Annotated in this window: 23 protein-coding genes, 1 tRNA gene and 2 pseudogenes; 11 read left to right on the top strand and 15 right to left on the bottom strand. The window is 67.5% G+C overall.

The features are described from left to right. Window positions 1-111 precede the first annotated feature (111 nt). Window positions 112-369 carry a group II intron maturase-specific domain-containing protein gene (locus ACFYW3_RS38425; RefSeq protein WP_389388943.1) on the top strand — a complete coding sequence of 86 codons (258 nt, stop codon included), beginning with the start codon at window positions 112-114 and terminating at the stop codon, window positions 367-369. 378 nt (window positions 370-747) lie between these two features. On the opposite strand, the gene ACFYW3_RS38420 is transcribed toward ACFYW3_RS38425, so the two are convergent. The 10 genes from ACFYW3_RS38420 to ACFYW3_RS38375 all read right to left on the bottom strand — a co-directional run bounded on the left by ACFYW3_RS38420 (window position 748) and on the right by ACFYW3_RS38375 (window position 12,800). Then, window positions 748-1,506, bottom strand: coding sequence for a methyltransferase domain-containing protein (locus tag ACFYW3_RS38420; protein WP_351757386.1), 759 nt, complete (start codon window positions 1,504-1,506; stop codon window positions 748-750). Between the two features lie 97 nt (window positions 1,507-1,603). Then, on the bottom strand, window positions 1,604-2,812 hold the full coding sequence (locus ACFYW3_RS38415) for a cytochrome P450 (protein ID WP_389388942.1): 1,209 nt from the start codon (window positions 2,810-2,812) through the stop codon (window positions 1,604-1,606). A gap of 66 nt (window positions 2,813-2,878) precedes the next feature. Then, entirely contained in the window at window positions 2,879-3,091 is a 213-nt protein-coding gene (locus ACFYW3_RS38410; protein WP_351757390.1) for a ferredoxin, read from the bottom strand. 434 nt (window positions 3,092-3,525) lie between these two features. After that, complete coding sequence (locus ACFYW3_RS38405; protein ID WP_351757392.1) at window positions 3,526-4,446, bottom strand: AAC(3) family N-acetyltransferase; 921 nt, start codon at window positions 4,444-4,446, stop codon at window positions 3,526-3,528. 74 nt (window positions 4,447-4,520) lie between these two features. Then, on the bottom strand, window positions 4,521-6,584 hold the full coding sequence (locus ACFYW3_RS38400; protein WP_389388941.1) for an aminotransferase class V-fold PLP-dependent enzyme: 2,064 nt from the start codon (window positions 6,582-6,584) through the stop codon (window positions 4,521-4,523). Further along, entirely contained in the window at window positions 6,581-7,897 is a 1,317-nt protein-coding gene (locus ACFYW3_RS38395) for a cysteate synthase (RefSeq protein WP_351757396.1), read from the bottom strand. Before ACFYW3_RS38395 ends, ACFYW3_RS38400 begins: the two co-directional genes overlap by 4 nt. A gap of 28 nt (window positions 7,898-7,925) precedes the next feature. Beyond that, complete coding sequence (locus ACFYW3_RS38390) at window positions 7,926-8,879, bottom strand: TauD/TfdA dioxygenase family protein (protein WP_389388940.1); 954 nt, start codon at window positions 8,877-8,879, stop codon at window positions 7,926-7,928. Window positions 8,880-9,106: 227 nt separating this feature from the next. After that, a complete protein-coding gene (locus ACFYW3_RS38385; RefSeq protein WP_389388939.1) occupies window positions 9,107-9,670 on the bottom strand; it encodes a hypothetical protein in 564 nt (187 codons plus the stop codon). A 530-nt stretch (window positions 9,671-10,200) separates the two neighbouring features. Beyond that, window positions 10,201-11,673, bottom strand: a complete 1,473-nt coding sequence (locus ACFYW3_RS38380; RefSeq protein ID WP_389388938.1) for an MFS transporter — start codon at window positions 11,671-11,673, stop codon at window positions 10,201-10,203. Between the two features lie 323 nt (window positions 11,674-11,996). Then, window positions 11,997-12,800 carry a DUF721 domain-containing protein gene (locus ACFYW3_RS38375; RefSeq protein WP_389388937.1) on the bottom strand — a complete coding sequence of 268 codons (804 nt, stop codon included), beginning with the start codon at window positions 12,798-12,800 and terminating at the stop codon, window positions 11,997-11,999. A gap of 102 nt (window positions 12,801-12,902) precedes the next feature. Between ACFYW3_RS38375 and ACFYW3_RS38370 the strand changes: the two genes are divergently transcribed. Next, the gene (locus ACFYW3_RS38370; RefSeq protein ID WP_389388936.1) at window positions 12,903-13,289 is read left to right on the top strand and encodes a hypothetical protein; all 387 of its coding nucleotides are present in this window, start codon (window positions 12,903-12,905) and stop codon (window positions 13,287-13,289) included. A 15-nt stretch (window positions 13,290-13,304) separates the two neighbouring features. On the opposite strand, the pseudogene istB reads toward ACFYW3_RS38370, so the two are convergent. Next, a pseudogene (istB, locus tag ACFYW3_RS38365) lies at window positions 13,305-14,074 on the bottom strand (IS21-like element helper ATPase IstB). Continuing rightward, window positions 14,071-14,586, bottom strand: a complete 516-nt coding sequence (locus ACFYW3_RS38360) for a hypothetical protein (protein WP_389388935.1) — start codon at window positions 14,584-14,586, stop codon at window positions 14,071-14,073. Before ACFYW3_RS38360 ends, istB begins: the two are co-directional and overlap by 4 nt. 15 nt (window positions 14,587-14,601) lie before the next feature. Here ACFYW3_RS38360 and ACFYW3_RS38355 point away from each other — a divergent pair, with 15 nt between their 5' ends. From ACFYW3_RS38355 to ACFYW3_RS38340, 4 genes are all read left to right on the top strand, one after another. After that, a complete protein-coding gene (locus ACFYW3_RS38355; RefSeq protein ID WP_389388934.1) occupies window positions 14,602-15,012 on the top strand; it encodes a hypothetical protein in 411 nt (136 codons plus the stop codon). A 68-nt stretch (window positions 15,013-15,080) separates the two neighbouring features. After that, complete coding sequence (locus tag ACFYW3_RS38350; RefSeq protein WP_389388933.1) at window positions 15,081-15,236, top strand: hypothetical protein; 156 nt, start codon at window positions 15,081-15,083, stop codon at window positions 15,234-15,236. Window positions 15,237-15,390: 154 nt separating this feature from the next. Further along, window positions 15,391-15,509: transfer RNA gene (locus tag ACFYW3_RS38345), tRNA-OTHER, on the top strand. Window positions 15,510-15,719: 210 nt separating this feature from the next. Further along, window positions 15,720-15,989, top strand: coding sequence for a hypothetical protein (locus ACFYW3_RS38340; protein ID WP_389388932.1), 270 nt, complete (start codon window positions 15,720-15,722; stop codon window positions 15,987-15,989). A gap of 306 nt (window positions 15,990-16,295) precedes the next feature. Here the strand turns inward: ACFYW3_RS38340 and ACFYW3_RS38335 are convergent, their stop codons facing one another. After that, on the bottom strand, window positions 16,296-16,595 hold the full coding sequence (locus tag ACFYW3_RS38335; RefSeq protein ID WP_351757423.1) for a hypothetical protein: 300 nt from the start codon (window positions 16,593-16,595) through the stop codon (window positions 16,296-16,298). A 370-nt stretch (window positions 16,596-16,965) separates the two neighbouring features. Then, window positions 16,966-17,667 (bottom strand): TetR/AcrR family transcriptional regulator, encoded by a 702-nt coding sequence (locus ACFYW3_RS38330; protein ID WP_389388931.1) that lies wholly within the window; start codon window positions 17,665-17,667, stop codon window positions 16,966-16,968. A gap of 83 nt (window positions 17,668-17,750) precedes the next feature. Between ACFYW3_RS38330 and ACFYW3_RS38325 the strand changes: the two genes are divergently transcribed. From ACFYW3_RS38325 to ACFYW3_RS38305, 5 genes and pseudogenes are all read left to right on the top strand, one after another. Further along, window positions 17,751-18,683 (top strand): MBL fold metallo-hydrolase, encoded by a 933-nt coding sequence (locus ACFYW3_RS38325; RefSeq protein ID WP_389388930.1) that lies wholly within the window; start codon window positions 17,751-17,753, stop codon window positions 18,681-18,683. A gap of 292 nt (window positions 18,684-18,975) precedes the next feature. After that, entirely contained in the window at window positions 18,976-19,245 is a 270-nt protein-coding gene (locus ACFYW3_RS38320; protein ID WP_389388929.1) for a hypothetical protein, read from the top strand. Between the two features lie 55 nt (window positions 19,246-19,300). Further along, entirely contained in the window at window positions 19,301-20,818 is a 1,518-nt protein-coding gene (locus ACFYW3_RS38315) for an FAD-dependent monooxygenase (protein ID WP_389388928.1), read from the top strand. A 662-nt stretch (window positions 20,819-21,480) separates the two neighbouring features. Then, entirely contained in the window at window positions 21,481-21,666 is a 186-nt protein-coding gene (locus tag ACFYW3_RS38310) for a hypothetical protein (protein ID WP_389388927.1), read from the top strand. Beyond that, window positions 21,644-22,129, top strand: a pseudogene (locus ACFYW3_RS38305) (transposase); the annotation flags it as partial. The gene ACFYW3_RS38310 and the pseudogene ACFYW3_RS38305, both read left to right, overlap by 23 nt. A gap of 617 nt (window positions 22,130-22,746) precedes the next feature. On the opposite strand, the gene ACFYW3_RS38300 reads toward ACFYW3_RS38305, so the two are convergent. After that, on the bottom strand, window positions 22,747-23,575 hold an 829-nt coding region (locus ACFYW3_RS38300; protein ID WP_389388926.1), incomplete at its 5' end, for an alpha/beta fold hydrolase.

Raw genomic sequence — 23,575 nt, 5'->3', positions numbered from 1 at the left:
ACTGATCGGCAGTACGTCTACACCTATCCGGCGAAGAAGTCCGTAGGGACCGTCGCCAGGAAGATCAAGACCGTCTGCCGGACAGACGTCAACCAGCCGCTGCCAGTCCTGTTGCGTCAGCTCAACTCGATGCTGCGAGGCTGGTGCGCCTACTTCCGGCCCGGCGTTTCAAGCGCCACGTTCCAGTTCCTGCGCCAGCTCGTCTGGGGGCAGGCTATTCGCCGGAGCAGGCGCAAACATCGCCGGATCACCTGGAAGGATCTCCGCCGACGCTACTGCAACGGCGGATGGTGGCCAACCACGGAGGACATCACCCTGTTCGACCGGCCAAGGTACGCACCACGCGCTACCGATACCGGGGAGCGGTGATTCCTTCGCCCTGGTCCACCAAGGGATAGCGAACCCAAGGCTGTCGAAGGGGACTTGTGGAGAGCCCGGTGCTCGGCGGGCACGCGGGGTTCGGGAGGCGGTTCGGGGAAACCCACCAGCAGCAATGCCGGCAGGGCGCCCCGAACCGACCTCACATCAACCAGGGCACACACCACACCCAAGCCCTCCTCTGCCTCGCGAGACGACGTCTTCTTCGCCATGCTCCGCAACGGCACCTTCTACGATCCCAACCCGCCCCATCAGCTAGACCAAACTCATAGAGACACCGCCCGTTCGTCGTCGACCCGTCCCCGGACGCCCGCTACATGCCCGACCGGAGGTACCGCACGATGCTCATCCTGGGCAGGATCGCATCGTTTAGTTGCGAGTGGCAGTCAGGACTGGCCATTTCAGCCCCCCGCGTTCACAGCTTGCGATTTTTTGGTTCCACCAATGGAGCAGATCGGATTCGCCGGACCTTGCTATTTGGTCCCTGCCTTCCCGCATGCTGTCAAGGAGGTCCGCGCTGCGGTCCTCGGCGAGAACATCAGAGAATCCGGCCGATTCAAGCTCTTCGACATACTCGGGGACTGTGAGCAGATGCCAGGAAGCAGATTGCTCACTGAAACCGAGACCATCCGTACCGAAGCCCTTGCAATAGTCTGTGATCAGGAGCCGACCGCCGCACCTTAGGGTGGCGTGCAGACGCTGCCAGACGTTCGGCTTGTCGGTACGCGGCAGGTACATCCCGCAATCGCGCATCCAGACCACATTGAAGGCTCCAGGTGCCAAGAGTTTCGACGTGCGGACATCACCGGTGACAAAATCCACCTGCCCCACACTCTCCGTTGACCCATGCCGTTCAAGACAGATACGGGTCATGTCCGGAGCAGCATCCAGTCCGGTGACAATCGCACCGTACCTACGGGCCAGGCGGATGGCGTCGCCGCCGAGCCCGCTGCCGACATCAAGTACTCGGACTCCCGGGCTCATTTCCATACAACCGGCAAGCCGTTCAAAGACGGCCTCACTTGCTGGTCCCTGATATCCCGGCCCGTAGATCTGCTCATACCGCAGCGCCACGCTTCGCGTGAAACGTTCGGCGGTCGCTCTGACTATGCGGCCATCCGGATACACAAGCGCCTCCTATGGAGTGACAGCCTGGGTAGAGACGAGGTGTCATCCGAGTATTACCCCACTTCGGCTCGTTCGGGTGCTGTGTTTGGCCCAGTTGTCACCAGTGCACCGGCAGTGACGGCATGCCGTAGAAAAGCCCATCCGAGAAACTCAGTTCGTCGCGCGGCACGGCCAGCTGCAGCCCCGGCAGCCGCTGGAACAGAGTGGCCAGGGCGATCTGTAGCTCGGCGCGGGCCAGCGATTGCCCAAGGCACTGGTGGACACCGAAGCCGAAGGCCAGGTGCCGGTGGGCGTCACGGTCGAGGTCGAGCTTCCCGACGGGCCGGTGGTCGGGGCCGCCGAACGTCTCCTCGTCCCGGTTCGCGGTAGAGATCAGCGCGATCACGCCCTCTCCGGCCTTGATCTCGACGCCGCCCAGCTCGACATCCTCCAGCGCCACCCGGGACAGTCCGCTGTGGACGATTGTCAGGTGGCGCAGCAACTCCTCCACGGCGCCGGGCAGCGCGGCTGGATCGGCGAGCCGGGCGACCTGCTCGGGCTGCTCGAGCAGCAGGGCGGTTGAGAGCGCGATCATGTTCGCGGTCGATTCGTGCCCGGCGACCAGCAGCAGGACGCCGGTCGCGGCGACCTCGCGAAGGGGGAGGTCTTCCCGGGCGGCGAGCCGGCTGAGGATGTCGCCCTGTGGCTGCTCCCGCTTGCGGGCGGCCAGCCCGCGCAGGTACTCCTGCAGCCCCTCCTGGGCAGCGGCGACTTCCTCCACCGGCCCGGTGTTGCTAAGCAGGGCCTGTCCGAGGGCCTGGAAGCGCTCCCGGTCCTCGTACGGGACGCCGAGCAGCAGGCAGATCACCAGGGAGGGGACGGGCAGCGCGAAGTCGGCGACGAGGTCGGCCTCGGTGCGGCCTGCGGTCATCCGCTCGAGCGTGTCGTCCACGATCTGCTGGATGTCGGGGCGCATCGCCTCGACTCGCTTGACCAGGAAGTCGCCGGTGATCATGCGGCGCAGCCGGGAGTGTTCTGGGTCGTCGAGCCGGAGGAAGCTGGGGTTGGCGGCGATCAGTTCCCTCCGGCCGGGTGGCAGCATGGGCAACCCTGGGTGACGGACGTCCGAACTGAAGCGGCGGTCGGACAGCACTGTGCGGACCTCGGCGTAGCCGGTGACCAGCCAGCAGGACTCGCCGTCGGGCAGGTCGGCCCGGGCGACACGGGTGGCGGCCGCATCGGTGTACGCGGGCGGTGGGTCGAACGGGCAGGCGCCCGCATGCAAGGACGGCAGAGGAACGACCGGGACATTAGGTGTGCTTGTCACGGTAAGTCTCCTTGCGTCGCGATTTCCCGATGTGGGCGGTGTGTCCGGAACTTCACCGACGGCTGGTTAAGCTGCGGGATCGTCGTCTTCGGTGATGAGGATCGCGCCGCTGGGGCAGAGCTCGGCGGCCAGTCTGAGGTCCGCGGACCTCTCGTTCCGGAAGGCGGTCCGGCGGAGTCTCACCAGGCCGTCCCGGTCGTCCTGCTCGAAATCGTCGGGGGCGTTCAGGACGCACATGCCGGAACTGCAACAGCGATCTCGGTCAACGCTCACCTGCATGGTCGGCCACCTCTCGAAAGCAAGGCCCCGCCTGCCCGGCGGGAAAACGTCTAACCAACCCTAACTATCATTATTAGCAGATTAGGCCCGGTCGGCAACGGTCAGTTGCGCAGGGAAGTAGCCGTCACGCCCGTGTGTCCACAATATCGTTGCGCTCTTCGGCGTTGCCTCTCCGAGTGAGAATGGCCTTAGCCATTGGCGTGAGCGTGTTGGGGCTGACGCGGACTCTGCGGAGGACCCGCCGAACTTCGAGGCGCGAAGGCTCGTTTCACGGGTGAGCGGAGTCGTGCGGTTGCCCGGTCGACGGACTTCTTTTTAATGGTGAGTTCATGGTCTCGGCGCCCTTCTTGACAGGTGTCGAGAAGGCCACCGACGCCCTGGCAGGCCTTTTCCGCGAGGGCGGGGATCTTCAGTCGCTCACAGATGGTGGCCAATCAGGCACCGTTGTCTGTTTCGCGGAATTCGCGCCAGACCCTTTCGTCCTCGGCCGTCAGTTCAGCCAGGCGCATGATAGCGAAGGGTATGAAATCCTGGACTGGTATCAGGCGACAACGGGCGTTCCCCAGCATGACCTCCCGGATACCCGCGTCCCATTCGAAGTCTCGTCCGACGGTGGGGAAATGAGTGTTGTTGTCGGCGCCCATGTCGACTACTTCGACCCAGGCATACTCGCCGGCGATCTCCATCGGGAATCGCCAGAGTCTGAACCGGGGCTGGGGGGTGAAATACTCAGCGTAGTGCAGGAAGACATTGCGGTTGTGTCCTACGCCGACGAGGAGAATGTACGCATGCAGGTCGTGGAGGCAACCAAGCGGGGAGTCCCGGCCGACGGCGAACCCGAGCGTCTGCCGGCTCGTCACCGCGTCGGCGTGAGCGCCCACGGCCGTGAACGATACGCAGGGATGCGAAGTGCGAACGCTTTCGGGCAAAGCGCGAACAGCCTCTGGAATGGCGCCCGTCTCGGACGGCATATTGGGATGGAACACAGGCCCGGTGGCGCGACGTTCGTGTGTCACGGGGTTGGAGAAGCCGACGAGGTGGGGGGCTCGGTAGGTGGGTGCCTGTTCGCCGACCCTGAGGGTATAGGTGGGAACGGTCAGGGTCCCGGACGGGCCGAGTGCGGTGCGCAGGCTGTCGACCACTGTGGTGGCGCCGCCTTCGACCCAGCCGAGGCTTGACAGGGAGGAGTGCATGATCAGTGTCATTCCTGCCTGGATGCCGAGTTCGTGCCAGCCTTCGGTCAGTTCTGTTGCGGTCAGCGGGGAGATTGAGGTGTTGGCCCAAGGGTCATTGGTTGGCGCTGCTGTCCCGGCAGGGTGGAGCGGAGGGCTGGTCGGGCGTGTGAGTTCTGGCATGGCTGTCTCCTTGGTGCGTGCTGGTGGGGGGACTGGAGTTTGCCGCACCTCGGTTCGGTTCGCTGGTTGGGCGCCTAGTCCCGGAATCCCCAGTCGGTGGGGTGCTTGGACCTCAGTCGGAGGGTGAAGCCGTTCGAGGTGGCATTCGAGGTGGGGGCTGGTTCGCATGAGATGTTGGTTGGGAGGCTGGTGGTGTCTGCGACGTCGACGGATTCGGTGTGGGGGTTCCAGATGAAGTGGATGGCGCCTGTCGCGGCGTACTGGCCGCTCTGTTCGTCGCGGACGCTGAATGCGGCGGTCATGGGCGGGCCGTCCTTTGGCATGGTTGCGATGAAGGCGGGAGCGGGGTTGCCTGAGCGAGTGGTGACTTTGCCGTACGCGAAGGACTCGATGGTCAGGCTGTAGCGCCCGTCCTCGGCACCGGTGTCATCGCGCAGGTACACCGTGATGATCTGTGCGGTGTTCTCGATCACCTTCAGGAGGGGGAGTCCCTCCGTGTCGGAGGTATCGGTTTCCCATACCTGGTGCCGGCCTGTTTCGTCGTAGGTGACTGCTTTCACCAGTGGTCCTATGCGCACGGATCTGATGGTGTCGCTGGTGGGCTTGGGCGCATCGCCGCAGGTGTCGAGTGCCAGGTTCATCCCATTTCCGGAGTATTGGCTTCCCGGGTGGAAGACTGCCTCGTCGTCGTTCATGCGTTGCCTCCTGATCGTGTGTGGTCCGGGTGCCTGGCGGCGGGCTTCTCGCCATGCTCGCCGGATTGCGGCGGCGGAACGGCGGACATCCGATTCCGTGGTGGCCCAGGAGGCGACGGACACCCTCATGGCCGTCTGTCCGTGCCATGTCGTCGTGGCCGGCCAGCAGGTGCCACTCGCCTGGACGGAGGCGACCGTCCGGCGTGTCACGTCGTCGCTGTCGTCGAAGCGCACCAGCACCTGGGCGAGGACGACTGTGTTGAGGACTTTGATGCCGGGTACCGCGGCGAGGAGCGTTGCGAAGAGTCTGGCCATGGCGCAGTGGTGATCCAGCAGGTCTGCCAAGCCGCTGCGTCCCAGGGTGCGCAGGGTGGCCCAGAGGGGGATCGCTCTGGCGCGTCGTGAGAATTCGGGTACCCAGTCGGATGGGTCTCGTGGTCCTGACCCGTCATGGGAGAGGTATCCGGCGGGGGTGTGTGTCATGGCGGCCTGGTGGGCGTGGCTGTCTGCCACGAATACGATTCCGCAGTCGTAGGGGACGTTGAGCCATTTGTGGGCGTCGGTGGCCCAGGAGTCCGCTGCTTCCAGGCCGTGCAGATGGTGGCGGAGGTTGGGGCTCGCTGCGGCCCAGAGACCGAATGCCCCGTCGACGTGTACCCAGGCGTCGGCTTCGGAGGCGATGTCGCAAATCTGCTCCAGTTGGTCGCAGGCGCCGGTGTTCACGTTTCCGGCCTGGGCACAGACGATCTTGGGACCGTGATGTGCTCGCAGGGCGTGCCGCAGTTCTGCCGGGTTCAGCCGCCCGTGTTCGTCCTCTGGCACGACTGTCATTGCCGCTGTGCCGAATCCCAGGTAGCGCAGCGCCAAGTCTATGGTGACGTGGCGTCCGGCCCCCACTGTCACGTGCACGGGGGGTGCTGCGTGGAGCCCATCTCGTTCAACGTCCCATCCGCGATCGGAGAGCAGGCGGTACCGTGCGGCGGCCAGGGCGGTGAAGTGGGCCATGGTGCAGCCGCTGGTGAATCCGACCGAGGTACCTCGGGGTAGATTGAGCAGGCCGACCAGCCATTCGGCCGCCAGAAGTTCGGCGACCGCGTTGAGCGGCCCCAGAGCGTACGCGCGGCCGTTGTTGTCCCAGGCACTGGTCAGCCAGTCGGCTGCGATTGCCACAGGCAGTGTTCCGCCTACGACCATTCCAAACCACCGCGGACCCGAACTCGCGACCGTTCCCTCTCGCCCCGCCCGGGCGAGAACATCGATCGCTTCCTCGGGAGTGCAGCCGGTCTCGGGCAGATGGAGCCCGAGCATCCCTGCCAGATCCTTGGCCGTCGCGGTCGCGTTCACGGGCCGCGTGTCCAGTCCCTCCAGGTATTGGATAGCCAGTGCCGCCGCCCGCATGAGAACCGCGCGGTATAGCTCCTGGCGTTCGGTGCCGGGCATCATGACGGTCCTCGGACAGAGGCGGTGACAGAGGTGGCGAAGGATGCGCTGACGATGTCGGCGACCGACTCGTACGACAGGCCCTCGGCGCGGACTGTTGGCTCGGCCGGACAGAGCCGGTGGTCTGCGGCGTATCGTCGGCGTCCGCCGCCGGTGACATGCAGCAGGACCGTCACATCACGCGCGATACGGCCCCGCGCCGCGGCCTGGCGCAGACAGGCCAGAGCCACACCGGCCGGCGCCTCGATGTCCACCCCTTCAAGGGTCCGGAAGAGATGCTGGGCGGCAGCCGTCTCGGCACTGTCGGCGGTCGCGAAATGACCGCCGCTGTCCCGCATGGCATCCCGGACGCCCCCGCGCACCGCGTAGGGGGGTGTGCGGGTGGTCAGTTCAGGTGCTGCCGCGCGGGCGATGGCGGCCCGTTCGGCCGGCCCGTCCTTGGTTGCCGCGGTCGCCGCCCCAGACTGCCAGGCGTCGAACATCGGGGCGAAGCACCGGTTCTGGCACAGCAGCATCCGCGGGCCGCCACGGCGCGAGCCGTTCCGTGCCTCGGGGAAACCGGCAGCCAGCAGACGCCCCGCTGCCTCATAGGCGCCGATCGCCCCGGCCCCGCTGCCAACCGCCTGAACGTAGTAGTCCGGTAGCCGGCCGATGGTTTCGGCTGCTGCCAGGAGCGCGGTGCCCAGGCCGTCGCGGTGCGCCACGTTGCGGACGCCGCCCTCCGCCTGGAAACCCGGCCTGCCAGCGATGACGCGTGCGAGGTCGATCGCGTCGCCGTAGTCACCGGCGACGGTCACCAGCCGTACGTACTCGGCTTGAGGGACGGGCCGCGCCAGCGCGGAGAGCGCGCTGTCCGGCACGACCAGCACGAGCGGCACCTGTCGCTGCGAGCAGGCTCTCAGGAACGCCACCCCGGTGTTTCCGGCCGACGCCACGACCAGGGTCGGGCTCCCTTCCGGCAGCCGGGCGAGAACCGCCGCCGCCTGCAAGTCTTTGAACGTGCAGGTCTCCAGCAAACCTCCCCGCTCAGGCCAGTAGCCACTGAAAGCCACCCACAGCCCGGCCAGACCCAACTCATGCCCCAGCCGTTCAGTACGGTAGGTGAAACCGGCCGCCGTCACCGGATCACCCCTGACCGCCGGCAGCCACGACCAGTACCGGAACAGACCGGGAGAAGGCCCGGGTGAGAAGCGCTGCTCCGCGTACTCAGTGCGCAGCAGGGAGGGCTGATGCGGTACGGGGCAGTCCAGAAGGAAACCGTCGTCTTCATAGACGGACCCACACTCCACACATCTCAAAAGGTACTGCCTGGACACAGGAGACCGCCCTCCACCGAATGAACGCCTACGGGAATCTTGCAGAACCCGCTTCTTGCGCAGGCCACTTCCCAGCCCTCGGGTGCTCGTCCAGGATCGCGACTCGCTCCATCAGCCGGTGCTGGGGAAAGTAGTCGTTGACCGCGTAGTGCTGGGTGGCCTGGTTGTCCCAGAGCGCGATGGAGTCGGCCTCCCATCGGAAGCGCACCTGGAATTCCGGAACGGCCGCCTGGTGAAACAGGAATCCGAGGAGAGCCTCACTCTCCCTCGCCCCCATGCCGGTGATGTGCGTGGTGAAGCCGGGGTTGACGAACAGAGTCCTGCGACCGGTTCGGGGATGGCACCGCACCACCGGATGCTCCACGGCCGGGTACTTCACCCGCAGTTCGGCGAGCTTGTCCGCTTCCATGCCCAGGCCGATGCTGGGTGCGAAGTCGTGGAAGGCGCTCAGTTCGTGGATGCGAAACTTCACCTCCGCCGGCAGCCCGTCGTAGGCGGCTCCCATGTCGGCGAAGCACGTGTCACCACCAGCCTCCGGAACCTCGACAGCACGCAGCACCGCGCCCAGAAGAGGCTTCTCGCGCCATGTTCCGTCGGCGTGCCAGACATTCTGCCCGCCAGGGGTCTGCGCACTTGCCTCGATGCGGCCCAGCTCCGGAACCTCATGAGGGAAGAATGGATTGACCTCCAGCTCGCCCCACCGGCGTGCGAAGTCGAGATGCTGACCAGCGGTGATGTGCTGGTCTCGGAAGAACAGGACCTTCCATTCCAGCAGAGCACGGTCCAACTCGGCAAACAGCGCTGGCCCGACCGGCTCACGCAAGTCGACCCCCGACACCTCGGCTCCAATCAGCCCCGTCACAGGCTCGATCCCGAACAACTCGTAAGGCCTCGACTGTTCCCCCTCAGGCAAACGACGCAAAGCCCTCGGCCCGGCCTGATGCCTGACAGTCAGATCGCCAACTGTCCCATGAATGTCCATCTTTCCCTCACCTGACTTTCAGAGCTTACGGATCCGCCTACTGAGGCGCGCCTCCCCGATATTCATCGGCACTGTCAATGGTGGGGAAGTACTCTCGATACATCCAGCTGACGCCTTCGACCTGCCACAGAGGATCGGCAGATTCCTTGAGTAAGTCGTCATACGTCGCCGCGAGCAAGTAGTAGACAGGGCCTCAGGAACGATGAAATCAATCGGTTGATCGAAGGTCATGACCGGACGGGGAGTTCGTAGCGCCTCCGGATACTGGTACCCAGAACGCTGATGTTCGCCCCGTAGATGTGTATGGAAATAACCTTGCCCGAGGTTGCGTTTCTGACGTGGTGGATGTCGCCTGGGGGGATCAGGTATGTGACGGTACCGGCCGGGATCGTTGCGATATCAAGCGGCGCAAGCATCGGGGTTGTCCGTCCGTTGACGGAATCGAGACGGTACCTCGTCTCTTCCTCGGCCCCCATGTATGTGCCCACGACGCACCATGAGACGTGGTCATGGATCGGTGTCTGCTGTCCCGGTAGCCACACCAGCGCCACAACCGAGAATCCACCGCCTGGTGCGGTATACAGCACATGCTGACGATAGGCCCGCACATCAGCTTCCATCTGACCACTGGTCAACAAGTCCGGATACCGGAGGAAACCCTCTAGCATCCCGGCGACCCGGCAGACCTCAGCGACGCCCGCATCAGCGGAATCCCGATCGGATTCAGGCATCACGCCCCCGACAGCTCCCACGAGTTCAGCGATACGCGGCGAGACGAACGAACCAGGCATAGCAGCCTCCCAGCCGCTGCGCCCCCTGACAGTGCAGCCACGAGGGAGCATTGATAAACTCCGCCTGCGCTGTACCTTCAGGAAAAGTGTGCGGCAATAGAAAATTTTATGGCGAGGCACGCCCGTGCGCCACCGCAGATTTCAAGCGGTGCGCCGCGAGTGAGTGGACGCTGAGTGAAGGACGAGAGGCATGACCTCCTTCCGGATGATCCGACGCCCCCGACGGCACCGGGCAGCTGCGAACACCCTGGCAGGCATGGCGTGAAGCGCTGCGGATCTGCCGGCACATCGCGACCAGCCTGTCCCTGACCGCGGGCCCTGGCGGCGGCGCTCGGGCGGGCGGCGAAAAGGCCGATCTTCCTCCGCCGGGCTGTCGGATGCCCCGTCAGGAACCGTAGGGGGGCTGGATCGAGGACGGGTGGACGAACGCGCGAAGCCCCTGACGGACACGGATGATCTTGATCGAGAGTCCGTCCACCTGAAGCTTCGTCGTTCCGTAGAGGCCACACCGCCATCACCCCAGCGCGCCGTCAGGTTGGAAAGGGCTCGGTGGGAGCGCGTGGGGGAAGGAAGGTGGCAGTGGCAGCGGCGGTCAGGAGGTAGAGGGTTGCGGCTGTGATGCCGGCAAGGTGGAGTCCGGCCATGAAGCGGTGCGGGTCGGTGGTGCTGCCGGCGAGTGTGCCGAAGAGGGCGATGCCGATGGCGGCGCCGGTCTGGCGGGCCGTGTTGTTGATGCCGATGGCGAGCCCGGCCTGGTTGTGGGGGACGGCGGCGATGGCGGTTGCGACCAGAGGGGTGGTCAGGAGTCCGAGGCCGGTGCCGAGAAGGACGAGTGCGGGCAGCAGCAGGACGTATCGGCTGTCGGCGTTGACCCGCGTGAGGAGCGCGGTGCCGGTGGCGCCGAGGATGAGGCCTGTGGTGGCGGGGATTCGGGGGCCGTAACGGGCGGTGATACGGCCGGTGAAGGGTGCCAGGAGGGTCAGCGGGAGGAACATCGGCAGGAGGGCGGCTCCCGCGGCGAGGGGCGTGCGGTGCTGGATTCCCTGCAGGTAGAGGGTGATGAGGAAGACGGTCCCGACGTGGACAAGGGCCATCGCGGCGGCGGCGGCGTTGGCGGTGGAGAAGCGGCGGTCGCGGAAGAGTTCGGGGGGCAGCGCCGGGTTCGGGTGGCGGCGTTCGGCCCGGCCGAAAGCCAAGCCGAACACAAGAGCCGCGGCGATGGCTGCCAGGGCCGGTGGTGAAACCGAGCCGTTGCGGCCGCCTTCGATCAGGGCCAGCATGAGGCTGGTCAGTGTCAGGGCGCCGAGCGCAGTGCCCTGGACGTCCAGGCGGGCTGCCGCAGTACCCCGGCCGGCAGGGACTTGGGTCAGGACCGGAACCAGGCTCGCGGCGATGATGGGCAGGTTGAGGAGGAACACCCACCGCCAGCCAGGGCCGGCCACGAGCAGCCCGCCGACGAGCGGGCCCAGGGGCAGAGCGAGCCCGCCGACGGCGACCCAGATTCCGATCGCCTTCGCCCGTTCACGCTCCTGCGGGTAGGCGAGGGTGATGACGGCGAGGGGGCCGGTGCCCAGGGCCGCCCCGCCGGTGCCCTGCACGGCTCGTCCGGCGATCAGCATGCCCGTATTCGGCGCGACGGCGCAGGCGACGGACCCGGCGGCAAAGAGCAGCAGCCCGGCAATGACCACACGACGGTGTCCGTATCGGTCGCCCAGGGTTCCCACCGCCAGGAGCAGGGCCGCGAACGGCACCAGATATCCCGCGACCACCCACTGCAGTCCGCTCACCGAGGCATGCAGATCCGCCCCGATTGCGGGCAGAGCCACGTTGACAGCGGTCGCATCGAGCTGAACCAGGAACAGGCCGACACACATCGTCACCAGGACGACGCCGCGCCGGTGCGGCATATCGATAGGGTGGGAACGAGCCTGCCAAGTCACAGCGGCCACCGTAGACCGCTTCCGAGCGTAGCGTCCTGTTCCTGCGATGGCGTCATGGATCATCTCGTTGCCCCTTTGGCGCGCATTTCGTTCGGCCCCGGCTTCACAGCAAGCCGGACCGCGACGGTCCCTGAGCCTTGCCCCGCTACCCTGATCGAGCGTCACCCTGATTACAGGGAGCTACTTGTCACTTCGCGGCAGCTTCGGGAGGACAGGGCCATCACGTCTGGGCCATGTCATCCGTAACAGCCTTGAGGCACGGCCGTGATGGCTGTGGGTCCGTGATGCTGCTTGGCAACGAAGAGGGCGGCCTCACCGGCTCTGAGGACTCTTTCCTCGCAGGCGCCGTCGCGGGAGCAGCAGCTCGGACCCTGTGCGCCGCACGGTCATGCCGTGGACCGCAACGGAGCGGACTGCTGCGGAAGGGTGACCGCGGCCCCGTTCCGCTGGGCGCGCTGGGCCCTGGCGCGGTGCAGGGCGGCGGTCTCGGTGGCGGCGAACTCGCGGCGCCGCTGCAGGACGGCGCTGTCGATCGGCGCCGGCTGTTCGTGTGCAGGCTCTTCCGGGTCGGGGAAGGCTCGTTGGCTGAGCTCGCGCAGCACGCGTGCCTGCCGGGCGACCGCCTGCGCGATGCCCGGATCAACTCGGCGCGGCGGCGCGGCCTTCTGATGGGCGGCCAGTGCGCGGCGGTAGCCCTCGCACGCCGTCGCCCTGGTCTTCGCCGGGCCGGTGGGCGCGGCCGGATCAGGGACGGGTGCGGCCCCGGGCGGCAGGATCCGCAGGGAGCTCACGACGCTGCGGCCCGCTGCCTTGTTGGCGGCCGCGATAATCCGAGGCTGTTCCAGGCGCACCCTCGTCGCCCACCCCGACGACTCCGGACACACGGTGAGCCGGCCGGAATCCGGGTCGAACGCCGCGGCGGTGACGCGCCCGGCGAGTTCGGGGGCGATGGCTGCCCACCGCTCGCGCAGGGAAGCGCCGGCGGCCGGGAGCGTCCAGGCCCGCTCGGTGATGAGCGCGCCGAGCGCGGCACCCAGGCCCATCGGCTCGCGCCCGTCACGCCGCACCGTCGTGACAACCCGCGGCTTGTTCTTCGGCTTCGGTCCGCTGCCGTTCTTCCGGGCCGCTTCCACCGCGGCCCGCAGCGCGACCCGGGCCAGGTCGACGCCGGACGTCCCGCCGGCGCTCATGCCTGCCCCCAGGTGTCAGCGTACGAACGGAAGGCCCCAGCACGGTACGAATGAACGTCCCCAGGTCGGTGGCTCGGATCGTGGCCGTGTGAGGATGTGTGCATGGGGACCCTCAGTGCTTCAGCCCGCTGGCAGCGCCTGATCGATGCGCTCGCCCTTCTCGGTGCGGACTCGGCCGATCAGCTAGTCTGGATCGACAAGTACCAGGTCGTGACCGACGAACTGGCCTTGGAGTTCGATGACGCCTTTCGGCTGATGGCTGGCTTTCAGCAGGAAGTGCCTCTGAATGAGGACGCCATGGGCAAGCTGCGACTGATCGACTCGGTCCTTGATGAAATGAGCGGGAGGGAAAACGCCGGGCGCTGGTCAAGGGAAGCGCTGGCGACAGACGCTGGATGGTGCCAGGTGCGGACCCTCGCCCGTGACCTGCTCGTCAGCATGCAGGGCGATTGGCACCTGCCACTTCCTGACATCGTGGTTGTGCGGTAGTGCCTCCGGGGTCGTTCAGGCGACGTCTGTGTCCCGCTCGATGGCCTTGAGGGGTTCTTGAGGCGGTAGCTGGGGCCGTTGATCGACATTACGTCGCAGTGGTGCAGGAGGCGGTCGAGGATGGCGGTGGCGAGGACCTCATCACCGAACACCTGCCCCCATTCGCTGAAGGTCTTGTTCGAGGTCAGGATGATCGAGCCCTTTTCATACCGCTTTTAGATGACCTGGAAGACCAGGTTCGCTTCTCCACGCTCGAGGATCTCGTAGCCCACTTCGTCGACGACGAGGACGCCCGGCCGCAGGTAGGTGCCGAGCTTGTTGGCCAGGCGGCCGGCGGCTTCGGCGGCTTTGAGGTTGCGGACCATGTCGTCGAGGCTGGTGAAGTAGACCGAGTAGCCAGCCCGGCAGGCCGCAACCGCCAGAGCGACAGCGATGTGCGTCTTGCCCACCCCGGGCGAGCCCAGGAGTGCGGCGTTCGCCTTGGCCTCGACGAACGAGAGGGTGGCCAGGTCCTTGACCTTGCGCGGGTCGAGATCGGGCTGGAACGAGAAGTCGTACTCATCGAGCGTCTTGTGGTGCGGCAGCCGGGAGAGCCGCAGACCCTGCCGGAACCGACGGTCGTCGCGGACGGCCAGTTCCTCGGAGAGGACCAGGTCGAGGAAGTCGAGATAGCCCAAGTTCGCCTCGTCCGCCCGGCGCGTGAACTCGTTGATAGTTTCCGCGAGGTGGGGCAGGCCGAGCTTGCCGGCCGTGGTGCGGATGCGGTTGCCGGTCAGCTCGCTCAAGACGGTTCCTTCGTCGCTCGATGGGTGGTGAAGGGGCGGGTCCCGGTCAGCTCGTCATATACCGACAACGGCCGGCGCCCGACCTCGATCCGTGTGGCCGCGGCCCGGTTCAGCAGAGCCTGCAACGGGCCGGCCTCCTCGCCCCGCGGCCGCTCTTGCCGCGGCTGGATGGGGATGTCGCCGGTGGTGGTCCGGCGGTTCTTTCCGGTGGGCAAGCCGTCCCAGTGCATCTCATCGACGACACGGGCACCGCGGCCGATCGCCCGGGGATGGGCGGCCAGCAGTGTGCTGCCATGGATGTCCGCGAGGGTGCCATGCAGCATGACCTGGGACTTCGTTGCCCGGACCCTGGTCGGCAGGGCGACGGTCCGACGGGCGAGCAGGACAAGCCGTTCCTTCAGAAGCCGCAGGGGGTGGTCTCTTGGGTGGGAGGGACGCGCGATCCTGACCGCAACCCTGGCACTGGTGCTCGGCTTCTTCCCGGGGTGCAAGCCCGAGCCGGATCCGCCCAAGCTGGAACTGTCGATGTGGACGTCGCACGGGAGCAGGACATCGCGGCGGACTGGAGCCTGGGCGACGAACCGCAACCGACAAGGAACGACTGGACCTCATCACTGCTCTCGATCAACTTGCGCAACCGGTCCGCGGTCGAGGTGCTGGTGACGGAGGCGAAGTTCGAGTTCAGCGCCGTCACGGACCTCGGCTGCCGCTACGGCGCCGGCGGCTCGGTCCTCAAAGCCCGCTACGACATCAAGGTCCCCGGCGACCGCACGCCCCCCTTCACGCTGACTCGGCCCATGAAGTTCGAGGTGCCGCCGCACGACAGCGAGCGCATCGGGTTCACCGTGGGACCCGAAACCCTCGTGGGCGCGGCCTTGCCGAAGGTCTACACGTTCACCGTCACGTCACCCTGTCCGCGGACGACAAGTCCAGCCTGACCAGCGAGCGCGTGGTCCTGATGAACCCTCAGCAGGTGAAATCAGTGCTTCAGGCCGCGGAGTCGGCCATGACCACGGGCGCAGGCGCTACGACGCCCGCTTGCGTGAGGGAGCAGGCCCGCAAGGCGCGCGAGCTCGTCCAGGGCGCCACCCTGGCCTCCCCCGAGCTGGTGAAGTACAGCGGAGAACCGAACAGGCCGGCCGGCCTGCCCGCTTCGCAATGAGACCGGCCGGTCGGTGATGTCCCCGACCACCGCGTCCATCCGGTGTCAGTGGGGGAGCGAACGATTGTCCCATGACGCACAGCCTCTTGCGCTGGACACAGGACGATCCTCTACCGCGAGCCGGAGCGGGATGGCGCGCATGCTCGCAGGCTGCGGTGCCGTGGCAGAGCGGCCCATTGCGATCGACGTGGGCGAGGTCCCGCTCACGGCGACTGACGGAGACGGGGCGGGCCTGCCCCCAACTGTCCGCGGGTTCAAATCCCGTCGGCACCGCAACCGACATGGCCTTGTCCAGCGCTTGCCCTCCCGTGTCGGTCCAGGTCCACAGAAGGTGAGCCAGACCCAGAACGGGTTCTGGCTCACCTTCTGTGGTGACGGCTCGACGATCGACTCACCGGGACCCCGAACGACCGGAACCAGCAGGTCAGTCATTGGTCCGACGAGCCACGCGCCTCGTCCACAGGGCAGATATGGAAGCGTCCCATGACACCTCGCACAGCCCCGTCGGCCCCGTCGGCCCCGGCACGCAAGAACAAGTCGCTCACCGCCGCCGGCCTGCCCATCCGCGTGCCGGTGATCCACGGGGTGAGGACCGCCTCGTACCTCGCCCGCACCGCGTCGGCGAACGCCGTCGAACTCCCGCTCCTGCTGGGCGCCCTCCACAACGGCTCCCCGCCGGCGCCGCCCAGGTCCACCCCGCCACCCACGAAGTTGCCCTCACCGCGGAGTCGCTGGGCCGTCTGGCTGCCCTGACCGGCCGCCGGGCGGACCGAATGCATCGCACGCTCCCGGGCCTGGCAGCCGAGCGGCTGCACACCGCCTCCGGCGCGGCAGTCCGAGCCAACCCTTGCCGCAGAACCCCAACCCCCGCTACCGACCTGCCCTCTGTGCCTTGGGGAAGGAGCCTGGTTGGTCGGGCCGGTCACCGAGATGGGACCGCATACGCGAAGCGGGATTGGTTCGACTACGTCGCCTGCCGCAAGCAAACCTGACACCGCGCTCAGCCCGCTGCAAAGCCGACCGAGGCTCGTTGCCCGCGCGCCTCGAAGCGTCCACTGGTCAGAAGGGATCGGTGAACGAGATCGGCTTTCCGGCGGCGTGGGCATATGCGATCTCCCTGCTCGTGGACTCGCCGATATACCCGCCTGGGTTGACGACCAGAACCCGGTCAGCCAGGTCGATCTTGCGCAGATGGAGGGCGTCCAGCGCGATCTTCTGCGCATTGGTGATCGGCTCGTCTGCCTCGCCGGGCGCGACGACGATGACACCTGCGAAGGTCAGGTCACGGTTCGCCGCACGCATCTCGTCCACGAACCGGGTAGAGCCGCAGATGCAGACAATCTCAGGTCGGTCGGACACGGCTCGGTCCTTCGGATCGAACGGGAAACCGTCAGTTGCACGTTGACATCACAGACGGGTTCACGAGCCAACAGTTTACGCAGCGAGCCGGACACCAGGTGGTCGATGTCGCAAGGTGCCGTCCCCACCGATGACGAGCCCGCCCCGGTGCCCTGCCGGCCGCCGGCTCGCGCCGCGCACTCGCCCTGACCAGCGACGAACGGGCCCGGCTACGTGCCGCCGCCCACCGCAAGGTCCTCAGCCCAGGCAACGCCGCCGAGCGCCTCGCGAAAGTGCCGGCCACGTTCTGGCAGCCCCGCCCCACCCCGGTGGCCACACTCCCTGGTCATCCCTGCACCGCGCCTGGTTCGGCTTCGCCGCCCGTGGGGCTTCAGGGTGAGGGCGTGTGTGGTGCCGGGCCGGGGGCCGGGCTCCGGGTGAGGCGCTGTGTGTGCGTGGTGGTGGGCATGGGCCTGGGCATGGGCCGGTCCGGCTCGGGGGCGGTTTCCCGCGCCAGGCCGTTGAAGGTGGCGAAGACCAGACGTTCGGTCTGGCATTCGACGCCTTGCCGGTCGTCGATGTGTACGAGACCGTCGATGAGCAGGACAGCCAGGCCGTGGATGGCGGCCCAGACCACGAATTCGGCGCCCGGACGGGCTCCCGCGGGCAGGTGGCCCGTGTCGGTCAGACGGTCGAGTTCGGTGGTGAGCACTTCGTGCGGGTGGGGTGAGATGGCGGACTGCGCCGTTGTGGCGCCGCCGCGGAAGACGAGCCGGGCGACGGCCGGGTCCTCGACGGCCCAGGTGACATAGGCGCGCCCGCATGCGGCGAGACGTTCGGGACCCTGCTCCGGCGCCGCGTCCATGGTGTCGCGCAGGCGATTCCCCAGCCGGGCCAGCACGACCTCGGACAGGGCGGATACGAGTGCGTCACGCGAGCCGAAGTGGTGGTAGGCGGCGCTGGGGCTGACACCGACCCGTGCCGATGCCTCACGCAGTGACCAGCCGTCGGCACCCCTCTCTCGTACGAGGGTCTCCGCCGCGTCGAGCAGCGCGCCGCGCAGGTCCCCGTGGTGATATCGCTCCTTTGCCATGCCTTCATCTTAGCGGTGTTCTGATTGAGTGTTACGCTCGGATCGAAATCTCAACACCGTTCAGATTGATCTGGAGTTGTGCCATGTGTCCCACCGACCCCACCCCTCTCGCCTCCGACGGCGCGCCGGATGTCCTGCACAGCCCCCCGCCCGTCATATCGGGATCTCCCGTCGAAGTGTCCGAGGGCGTTTTCGTCATCCCGGACCGCCGCGTCGAGTTGGTCCCCAACATCGGCATCGTCCTCGGGGAGAAGGCCGCGCTGGTCATCGACACCGGCATCGGCCCCCGCAACGGTGCACTGGTGCTGGAGCAGGCCCGGCGCCTGGCCGGCGACCGCCGCCTGTACCTGACCCTCACCCACTTCCATCCTGAGCACGGCTTCGGCGCGCAGGCGTTCAAGGGTGCCGCCACGATCGTCTACAACAGCGGCCAGCGCGCCGAACTGCGGCGCAAGGGAGCCGGCTACCTCGGCATGTTCAAGGGCCTGAGCCCCGCAGTCGCCGCCGAACTCGAAGGAGTCGAACTGGTCGACCCCGATCTGGTCTACGAGGGCGAGGCCGAGATCGACCTCGGAGGACGTACCGTGCTGCTGCGTGAGGTCGGTCCCGCGCACACCGGCTCCGACCAGATCGTCCTAGTGGACGGCCGGGTGCTGTTCGCCGGCGATCTCCTGGAGACCCGCATCTTCCCGATCGCGCCGTACTTCCCGCCCCACGACACCGACGTGGACGGCGAGGGCTGGATCGGCGTGCTCGACCAACTCGCCGCACTCGCCCCGCAGACCATCGTTCCCGGCCACGGCGAGGTCACCGACGCCTCGCTCATCCACGACGTCCGCGACTACCTCACCTACGTCCGCGACGAGGCCCTGCGGCTGCGCGAGCGCGGCGCCACCGCCGACGAGACGGCCGCCAGCATCGCCGAGAACGCCCGTACCCGCTGGCCTTCCTGGGAACGCCCCGAGTGGATCGACCTCGCCGCCCGCGCCTTCTACGACACCAACGCACCGGCCTGAACCCCGCCACCCGCCGTCATGACCACTCAGGCCCTGCCTCAGCGCCGAGTAACCCGGCACCACCATGACGACCCACCTGGCTCCGGAGCGGGCGCCCGGAAAACGCACGGAGAGATCCCGCGGCGACCGCGTACGTTCTGCCCACGCCTCAGGAGTTCCGGCCGGCACCTGCTGCCGGTGACGCCGACGAGCGAAGCCCGCTCCAACGACACGCCCGTGCGTCCGCGCGCACCGACGCGGACACAACCCATCCGGACTTCAGGCCACCCCACGAGGAAAGGCACCAGATTTCGTGTCCACTCCACTTGACCCCGGCCGGCCACTGGCCGAGGAGCGCGCCCCAGGCAATCGCCGGGAGCGCGACATCACGGCCTACGCGCGAGGATCTTCGACGTCCCCGAACAGGACGTCGCCCACTCCTGCCACCCGCGTCGAGAACCTCGATGCCGAGACGTACCCGTTCCTGCACGCCATCGTCGGCCAGGTCAGGGAGCACGACGACCGCGAGCAGTTCCTCACCGGCATCGCCGTCGTCCTCGACGGCCTCACCCACCTGCGTTGACCCGCCGCACCCAACCGGGTCCGCCAATTGATCATTCCTTGAAGGGAAACCTCTCATGCATGACGTCATAGTCGCGGGCGGCGGCCCGGTCGGCCTGTTACTGGCCGGCGAACTGGCCCTGGCCGGCTGCTCGGTCCTGGTCCTTGAACGAGACCAGGAAATCTCCTCACCGCTGAAGGCGCTCCCGCTCGGGATGCGGGGTCTGAACGCCGGCTCGGCCGAGACGTTCCACCGCCGCGGCCTGTTGGACGCGATGCTGGACGCCTCCGGCGTCGACGCCGAGGAGGTCGGCGCAGACCCCAACGCAGTCGAGGCACCCGCGCCCCGCGACGTGTCCCATTTCGCGGGCATGGGCCTGGACGCGACCGGCATCGACGCGCCCGCTCTGCCGCCCAGGCTGCCCAGCCCGGCGATGGAAGGGTTCATGACGAGCCTGGAAGCCGTCTCCACGGTGCTGGCCGAGCGGGCCGCCACGCTCGGAGTGAGAGTCATTCGGGGCGTTCCGGTCACCGCCGTGACACAGGACGACGACGGCGTCACCGCCGCCGCCGGCGGGCAGCAGTACCGGGGACGCTGGCTGGTGGGCTGCGACGGCGGACGCAGCGCCGTGCGTGAACTCGTCGGCTTCGACTTCGTCGGCACCGACCCGCTGTTCACCGGCTACGTCGCCAAGGTCACCTTCGCCGACCCCGAGCAACTGCCGTTCGGCTTCAACCTGACACCGAACGGCATGTACCTGCGTACGCCCTGGGGGTACCTGGGCATGAACGACTTCGACGGCGGTACCTTCGACCGCTCCCGGCCGCTGACCCGCGAGCACCTCCAGGCGGTCCTGCGCCGCATCTCCGACACCGATGTGACGCTGACCGGCGTCGAGCTGGCCTCCAGCTTCACCGACCGCGCGATGCAGGTCAGCAGCTACAGGATGGGCCGCGTGCTGCTCGCCGGTGACGCCGCGCACATCCACTCACCCCTCGGCGGTCCTGGCCTCAACCTCGGCATCGGCGACGCCGTCAACCTCGGCTGGAAGCTTGCCGCCACCGTCCACGGCACCGCACCCGAGGGCCTGCTCGACACCTACACCGACGAACGCCACCCCGTCGGCGCCGCCGTCCTCGACTGGTCCCGCGCCCAGGTCGCCACCATGAAGCCGGGCTCCCACGCCCCCGCCCTGCGCAAGCTCATCCTCGACCTGATGAACATCCCTGACGGCGTCACCCACGTGTACCGGCAGACCTCGGGGCTGTTCAACCGCTACGACCTGGGCAGCGAACAGCCGCTCGTCGGCTGCAGCGCCCCCGACTTCCGCTTCACCGACGGCACACGCCTCGGCGACCTGCTGCGCCGAGGCCAGGGCGTGCTCCTAGACTTCACCCTCGACCGCGTGCTTGAGACCGCGGCCAAGGGCTGGCAGGACCGGGTCCGCTACGCGGCTGGATCGGTGCACAACGACCTCGGACTCACCGCAGTGTTCGTCCGTCCGGACGGCATCGTGGCGTGGGCCGACCACCACGCCGACCCCGAAGCATTCCAGCAAGCCGCGACCCACTGGCTCGGCGACCCGCACAACTAGCTTGATCTTCAACCTCTGACGTCGAACGGTGCGTCGAACTCGGTCACTCGGTTCGGTAACCGTCGTACACGGAAGCGGCCTTCGTCTGGACCACGTGGTCCGACCAGGGAACACACACGTCCACGCGAAGGCCGTGCGGATGAGTCTGCTGCATCGTGATGCCCGGCGAGAACCGTTGGCGCAACTGTCACGCCTCCGGGGCGAGTTCTACTCCTGAAGCTTCCCCTTGATCGTGGACACCTGGAGCACGATCGGCAAGGCCGACGCTCTCGCCTCGCCGGAATCCGGGCGCAGCCGGCCTGAGCGCCCCGGCCGGCCCCCTGATGGACGACACCTCTGATTCGTCAGTAATTAGAGGTCCTGGATCTCTGATGGGCCCGGGGCGGCGTTGTCCAGCCCGGGGGCAGGACGTGTGTGGTCCGGTCGGTGCCGTGATGACCCCTACGACACCTCCGACCGTGCGAGGTCTTTGAAAAGACTGGTGGCGCTGGGCGCCGGCCGGTCCTTGCACGTTCTGCCCCCGCAGGCCCGTCGGGTTCGGGATCCTCGTGGGATGAGCTGCCGGACGGTGAGGCGTTTCTCCTCACGAGCTTCGCGCTCTGCACACGGCGCGCGCCCGTGTGGCCTTGCGGTGCCGCGCACGGCTGATGAGGTGGCGGGCCTTGGAGCCCTGGAATCAGTGCGCCGTGCGGCCCCGCGTGCTCGCCTTCGAGAACAGCACCGGAGAAGGGGCGGGATCCATGGACGTGTTCTGCGGGATCGACTGGGCGGAGGGACACCACGACGTCGCGCTCGTCGATGACACCGGCAGGCTGCTGGCCAAGTGCCGCTTGCGAGGCGGTCGATGACCTGGTGCGGGCCACCGAGGAGGCCTTTCGCTCGCATCCGGACGCGGTGATCATGCTGAGCTTCCCCGGGATCGGCCCCCAGGTCGGTGCCGGCATTCTGGGTGAGATCGGTGACGATCGGACCCGGTTCGCCACGGCTGGAGGGCTGAAGACGTAGGCCGGCTCGGCCCCGATCACCCGGGCCTCCGGCAAACGCCGCTACGTCGGACGCCGGTTCGTCAAGAACAACCGGCGCAACCACGTCGGCCACCTGTGGGCCTTCGCCTCCCTCAGCGGTTCAAGCGGCGCGGACTCCCACTACAGGCGCCGCCGGGCAGGAGGGGACTGGCACATGCAGGCCCTGCGGCACCTGTTCAACCGGATGCTCGGCCGGCTCCACCACCGTCTCCTGGCACGCGTCCCATTCGATGAAGAAATCGCCTTCCCCTCGGAGCCCCAGGCAGCAGCGACAGCTACGCCGTGAATAGGACGGCCCTGTCTCTCCGCTCTCGCCCGACGGGCGGCAAGATGCGCGCATGGCGAAGAACGAGGTAGAACTGCTGGCTCTCCTGCGCGAACTTGATGACCCCGAGCGGCTGGAACGGCTGCTGCACTACGACCGCGCGGCGACCGGCCTCAAGTTCGGCGGGCTGGTGCGCCGGCTCGAAGCAGACTTCGGTGCCTCGTGTGAGTCCGGGCGGGACACCCAGGACTCCAGCGAGTACGGGCCCTTCCACGTGCCCGCGGACGCGACGGTCTGCGGGACGCGGATCGTGGTCTGCGCAGACAATCCGGGGGGCCTTCCTCGGCACGGACGAGGCCCACGAGGAGGGGGCGCTGGACCTCGGCGACCTCGCCACCGTGGAACGGGCGCTGGCCGACCTCGGCTACGTGAGCGTCCCCGAAGAACTGCTGGAGAGCGACTACGACGGCCCAGCAGGCTGGAGCACTTCTCGGCGCAGCCCAGCTGGTGGACCCGGTTCTTCGGCACGGTCTGGTGATCCACCCGCCATACGGCCCTGAGCCGACCCCTGCGCGCCTGCTGGGGCCCAGGCGTCGGCGTACCCCCGAATGTGCTCACGCCGGTACAGGTGAAGGTGCTCAGTTGAGGTCAGTCGTGGACACGAGGAAGGATTTGACCGCGAGGTTGAAGAGTGCCGTGCTCTCGAGGTTGACCATATGGGCTGCCGAGGCGAACCGTTGGTGCCTGGCATCGGGAACGGTTTGGGCGATGGCCTGAGCGTTTGACGAGATGTCGCTGCTGTCGAGTTCTCCGTCGAGAACCAGGGTGGGCACGCCGATGGAGGCCAGCCGGTCCGCTGCACCGATTTCTCTCGGTATCCCCGCCCCGAGCCCGCGGGCGTGCCGCACGACGTTGGCGGACGCCGACGCATGCATCCGCTCGCGCAGTGTGTGGCTGACCTGGGACGGTTCACGGTACGGCCCGTCCACCCACATCCGGAGAAAGTGCTCCACGAACCGCTGCGCTCCGCTGTCCGGGTCGCCCATCGCGGCCATCTGCTGTGCGGTGTGGTGCGCGACGTAGGGGTCGGTGAAAGGCCGGCCGCTCAGCCCGGGCGAGGCAAGGACCAGGGCCGACACAGACTCCGGATGAGCCATCGCCGTGTCGACTGCGGTCCGCGCCCCGAGGGAAAGCCCTACGAGCGTGGCGCACGGGACATCGAGGTGGGCAAGCAGGGAGTGTAGGTCGTCATGGTTGGCGTAGTCCCCGGCCACGGTGGAGGAACGCCCGTGGCCGCGGGCGTCGTAGCGGATGACGCGGTACCCCAGGCTCACGAGCCACGAGAACTGCTCGTTCCACATGTTCAGGTCGAGCATGCCGCCGTGGAGCAGTACGACGGGGGGTCCTTCGCCGGCCGACTCGCAAAAGAGTTCGCCCGCCTCGACGGGTACGGTGGTGGCTGTGACC

The organism is Streptomyces sp. NPDC002602 (genome assembly GCF_042889445.1).
Taxonomy (GTDB): Bacteria; Actinomycetota; Actinomycetes; order Streptomycetales; family Streptomycetaceae; genus Streptomyces.
The sequence above is the reverse complement of the archived record's forward strand: the minus strand, read 5'-3'. Positions and strand labels throughout refer to the sequence as shown.

Excerpts from the sequence above, each read along its gene's own strand:
- ACFYW3_RS38380 (WP_389388938.1), bottom strand. The coding sequence starts at position 11,673 with ATGATCCATGACGCCATCGCAGGAACAGGACGCTACGCTCGGAAGCGG.
- ACFYW3_RS38315 (WP_389388928.1), top strand. The coding sequence starts at position 19,301 with ATGCATGACGTCATAGTCGCGGGCGGCGGCCCGGTCGGCCTGTTACTG.
- ACFYW3_RS38370 (WP_389388936.1), top strand. The coding sequence starts at position 12,903 with ATGGGGACCCTCAGTGCTTCAGCCCGCTGGCAGCGCCTGATCGATGCG.
- ACFYW3_RS38400 (WP_389388941.1), bottom strand. The coding sequence starts at position 6,584 with ATGATGCCCGGCACCGAACGCCAGGAGCTATACCGCGCGGTTCTCATG.
- ACFYW3_RS38410 (WP_351757390.1), bottom strand. The coding sequence starts at position 3,091 with ATGCAGGTGAGCGTTGACCGAGATCGCTGTTGCAGTTCCGGCATGTGC.
- ACFYW3_RS38340 (WP_389388932.1), top strand. The coding sequence starts at position 15,720 with ATGACACCTCGCACAGCCCCGTCGGCCCCGTCGGCCCCGGCACGCAAG.
- ACFYW3_RS38405 (WP_351757392.1), bottom strand. The coding sequence starts at position 4,446 with ATGCCAGAACTCACACGCCCGACCAGCCCTCCGCTCCACCCTGCCGGG.
- ACFYW3_RS38375 (WP_389388937.1), bottom strand. The coding sequence starts at position 12,800 with ATGAGCGCCGGCGGGACGTCCGGCGTCGACCTGGCCCGGGTCGCGCTG.
- ACFYW3_RS38330 (WP_389388931.1), bottom strand. The coding sequence starts at position 17,667 with ATGGCAAAGGAGCGATATCACCACGGGGACCTGCGCGGCGCGCTGCTC.
- ACFYW3_RS38350 (WP_389388933.1), top strand. The coding sequence starts at position 15,081 with ATGACCACGGGCGCAGGCGCTACGACGCCCGCTTGCGTGAGGGAGCAG.
- ACFYW3_RS38385 (WP_389388939.1), bottom strand. The coding sequence starts at position 9,670 with ATGCCTGGTTCGTTCGTCTCGCCGCGTATCGCTGAACTCGTGGGAGCT.
- ACFYW3_RS38390 (WP_389388940.1), bottom strand. The coding sequence starts at position 8,879 with ATGGACATTCATGGGACAGTTGGCGATCTGACTGTCAGGCATCAGGCC.
- ACFYW3_RS38325 (WP_389388930.1), top strand. The coding sequence starts at position 17,751 with ATGTGTCCCACCGACCCCACCCCTCTCGCCTCCGACGGCGCGCCGGAT.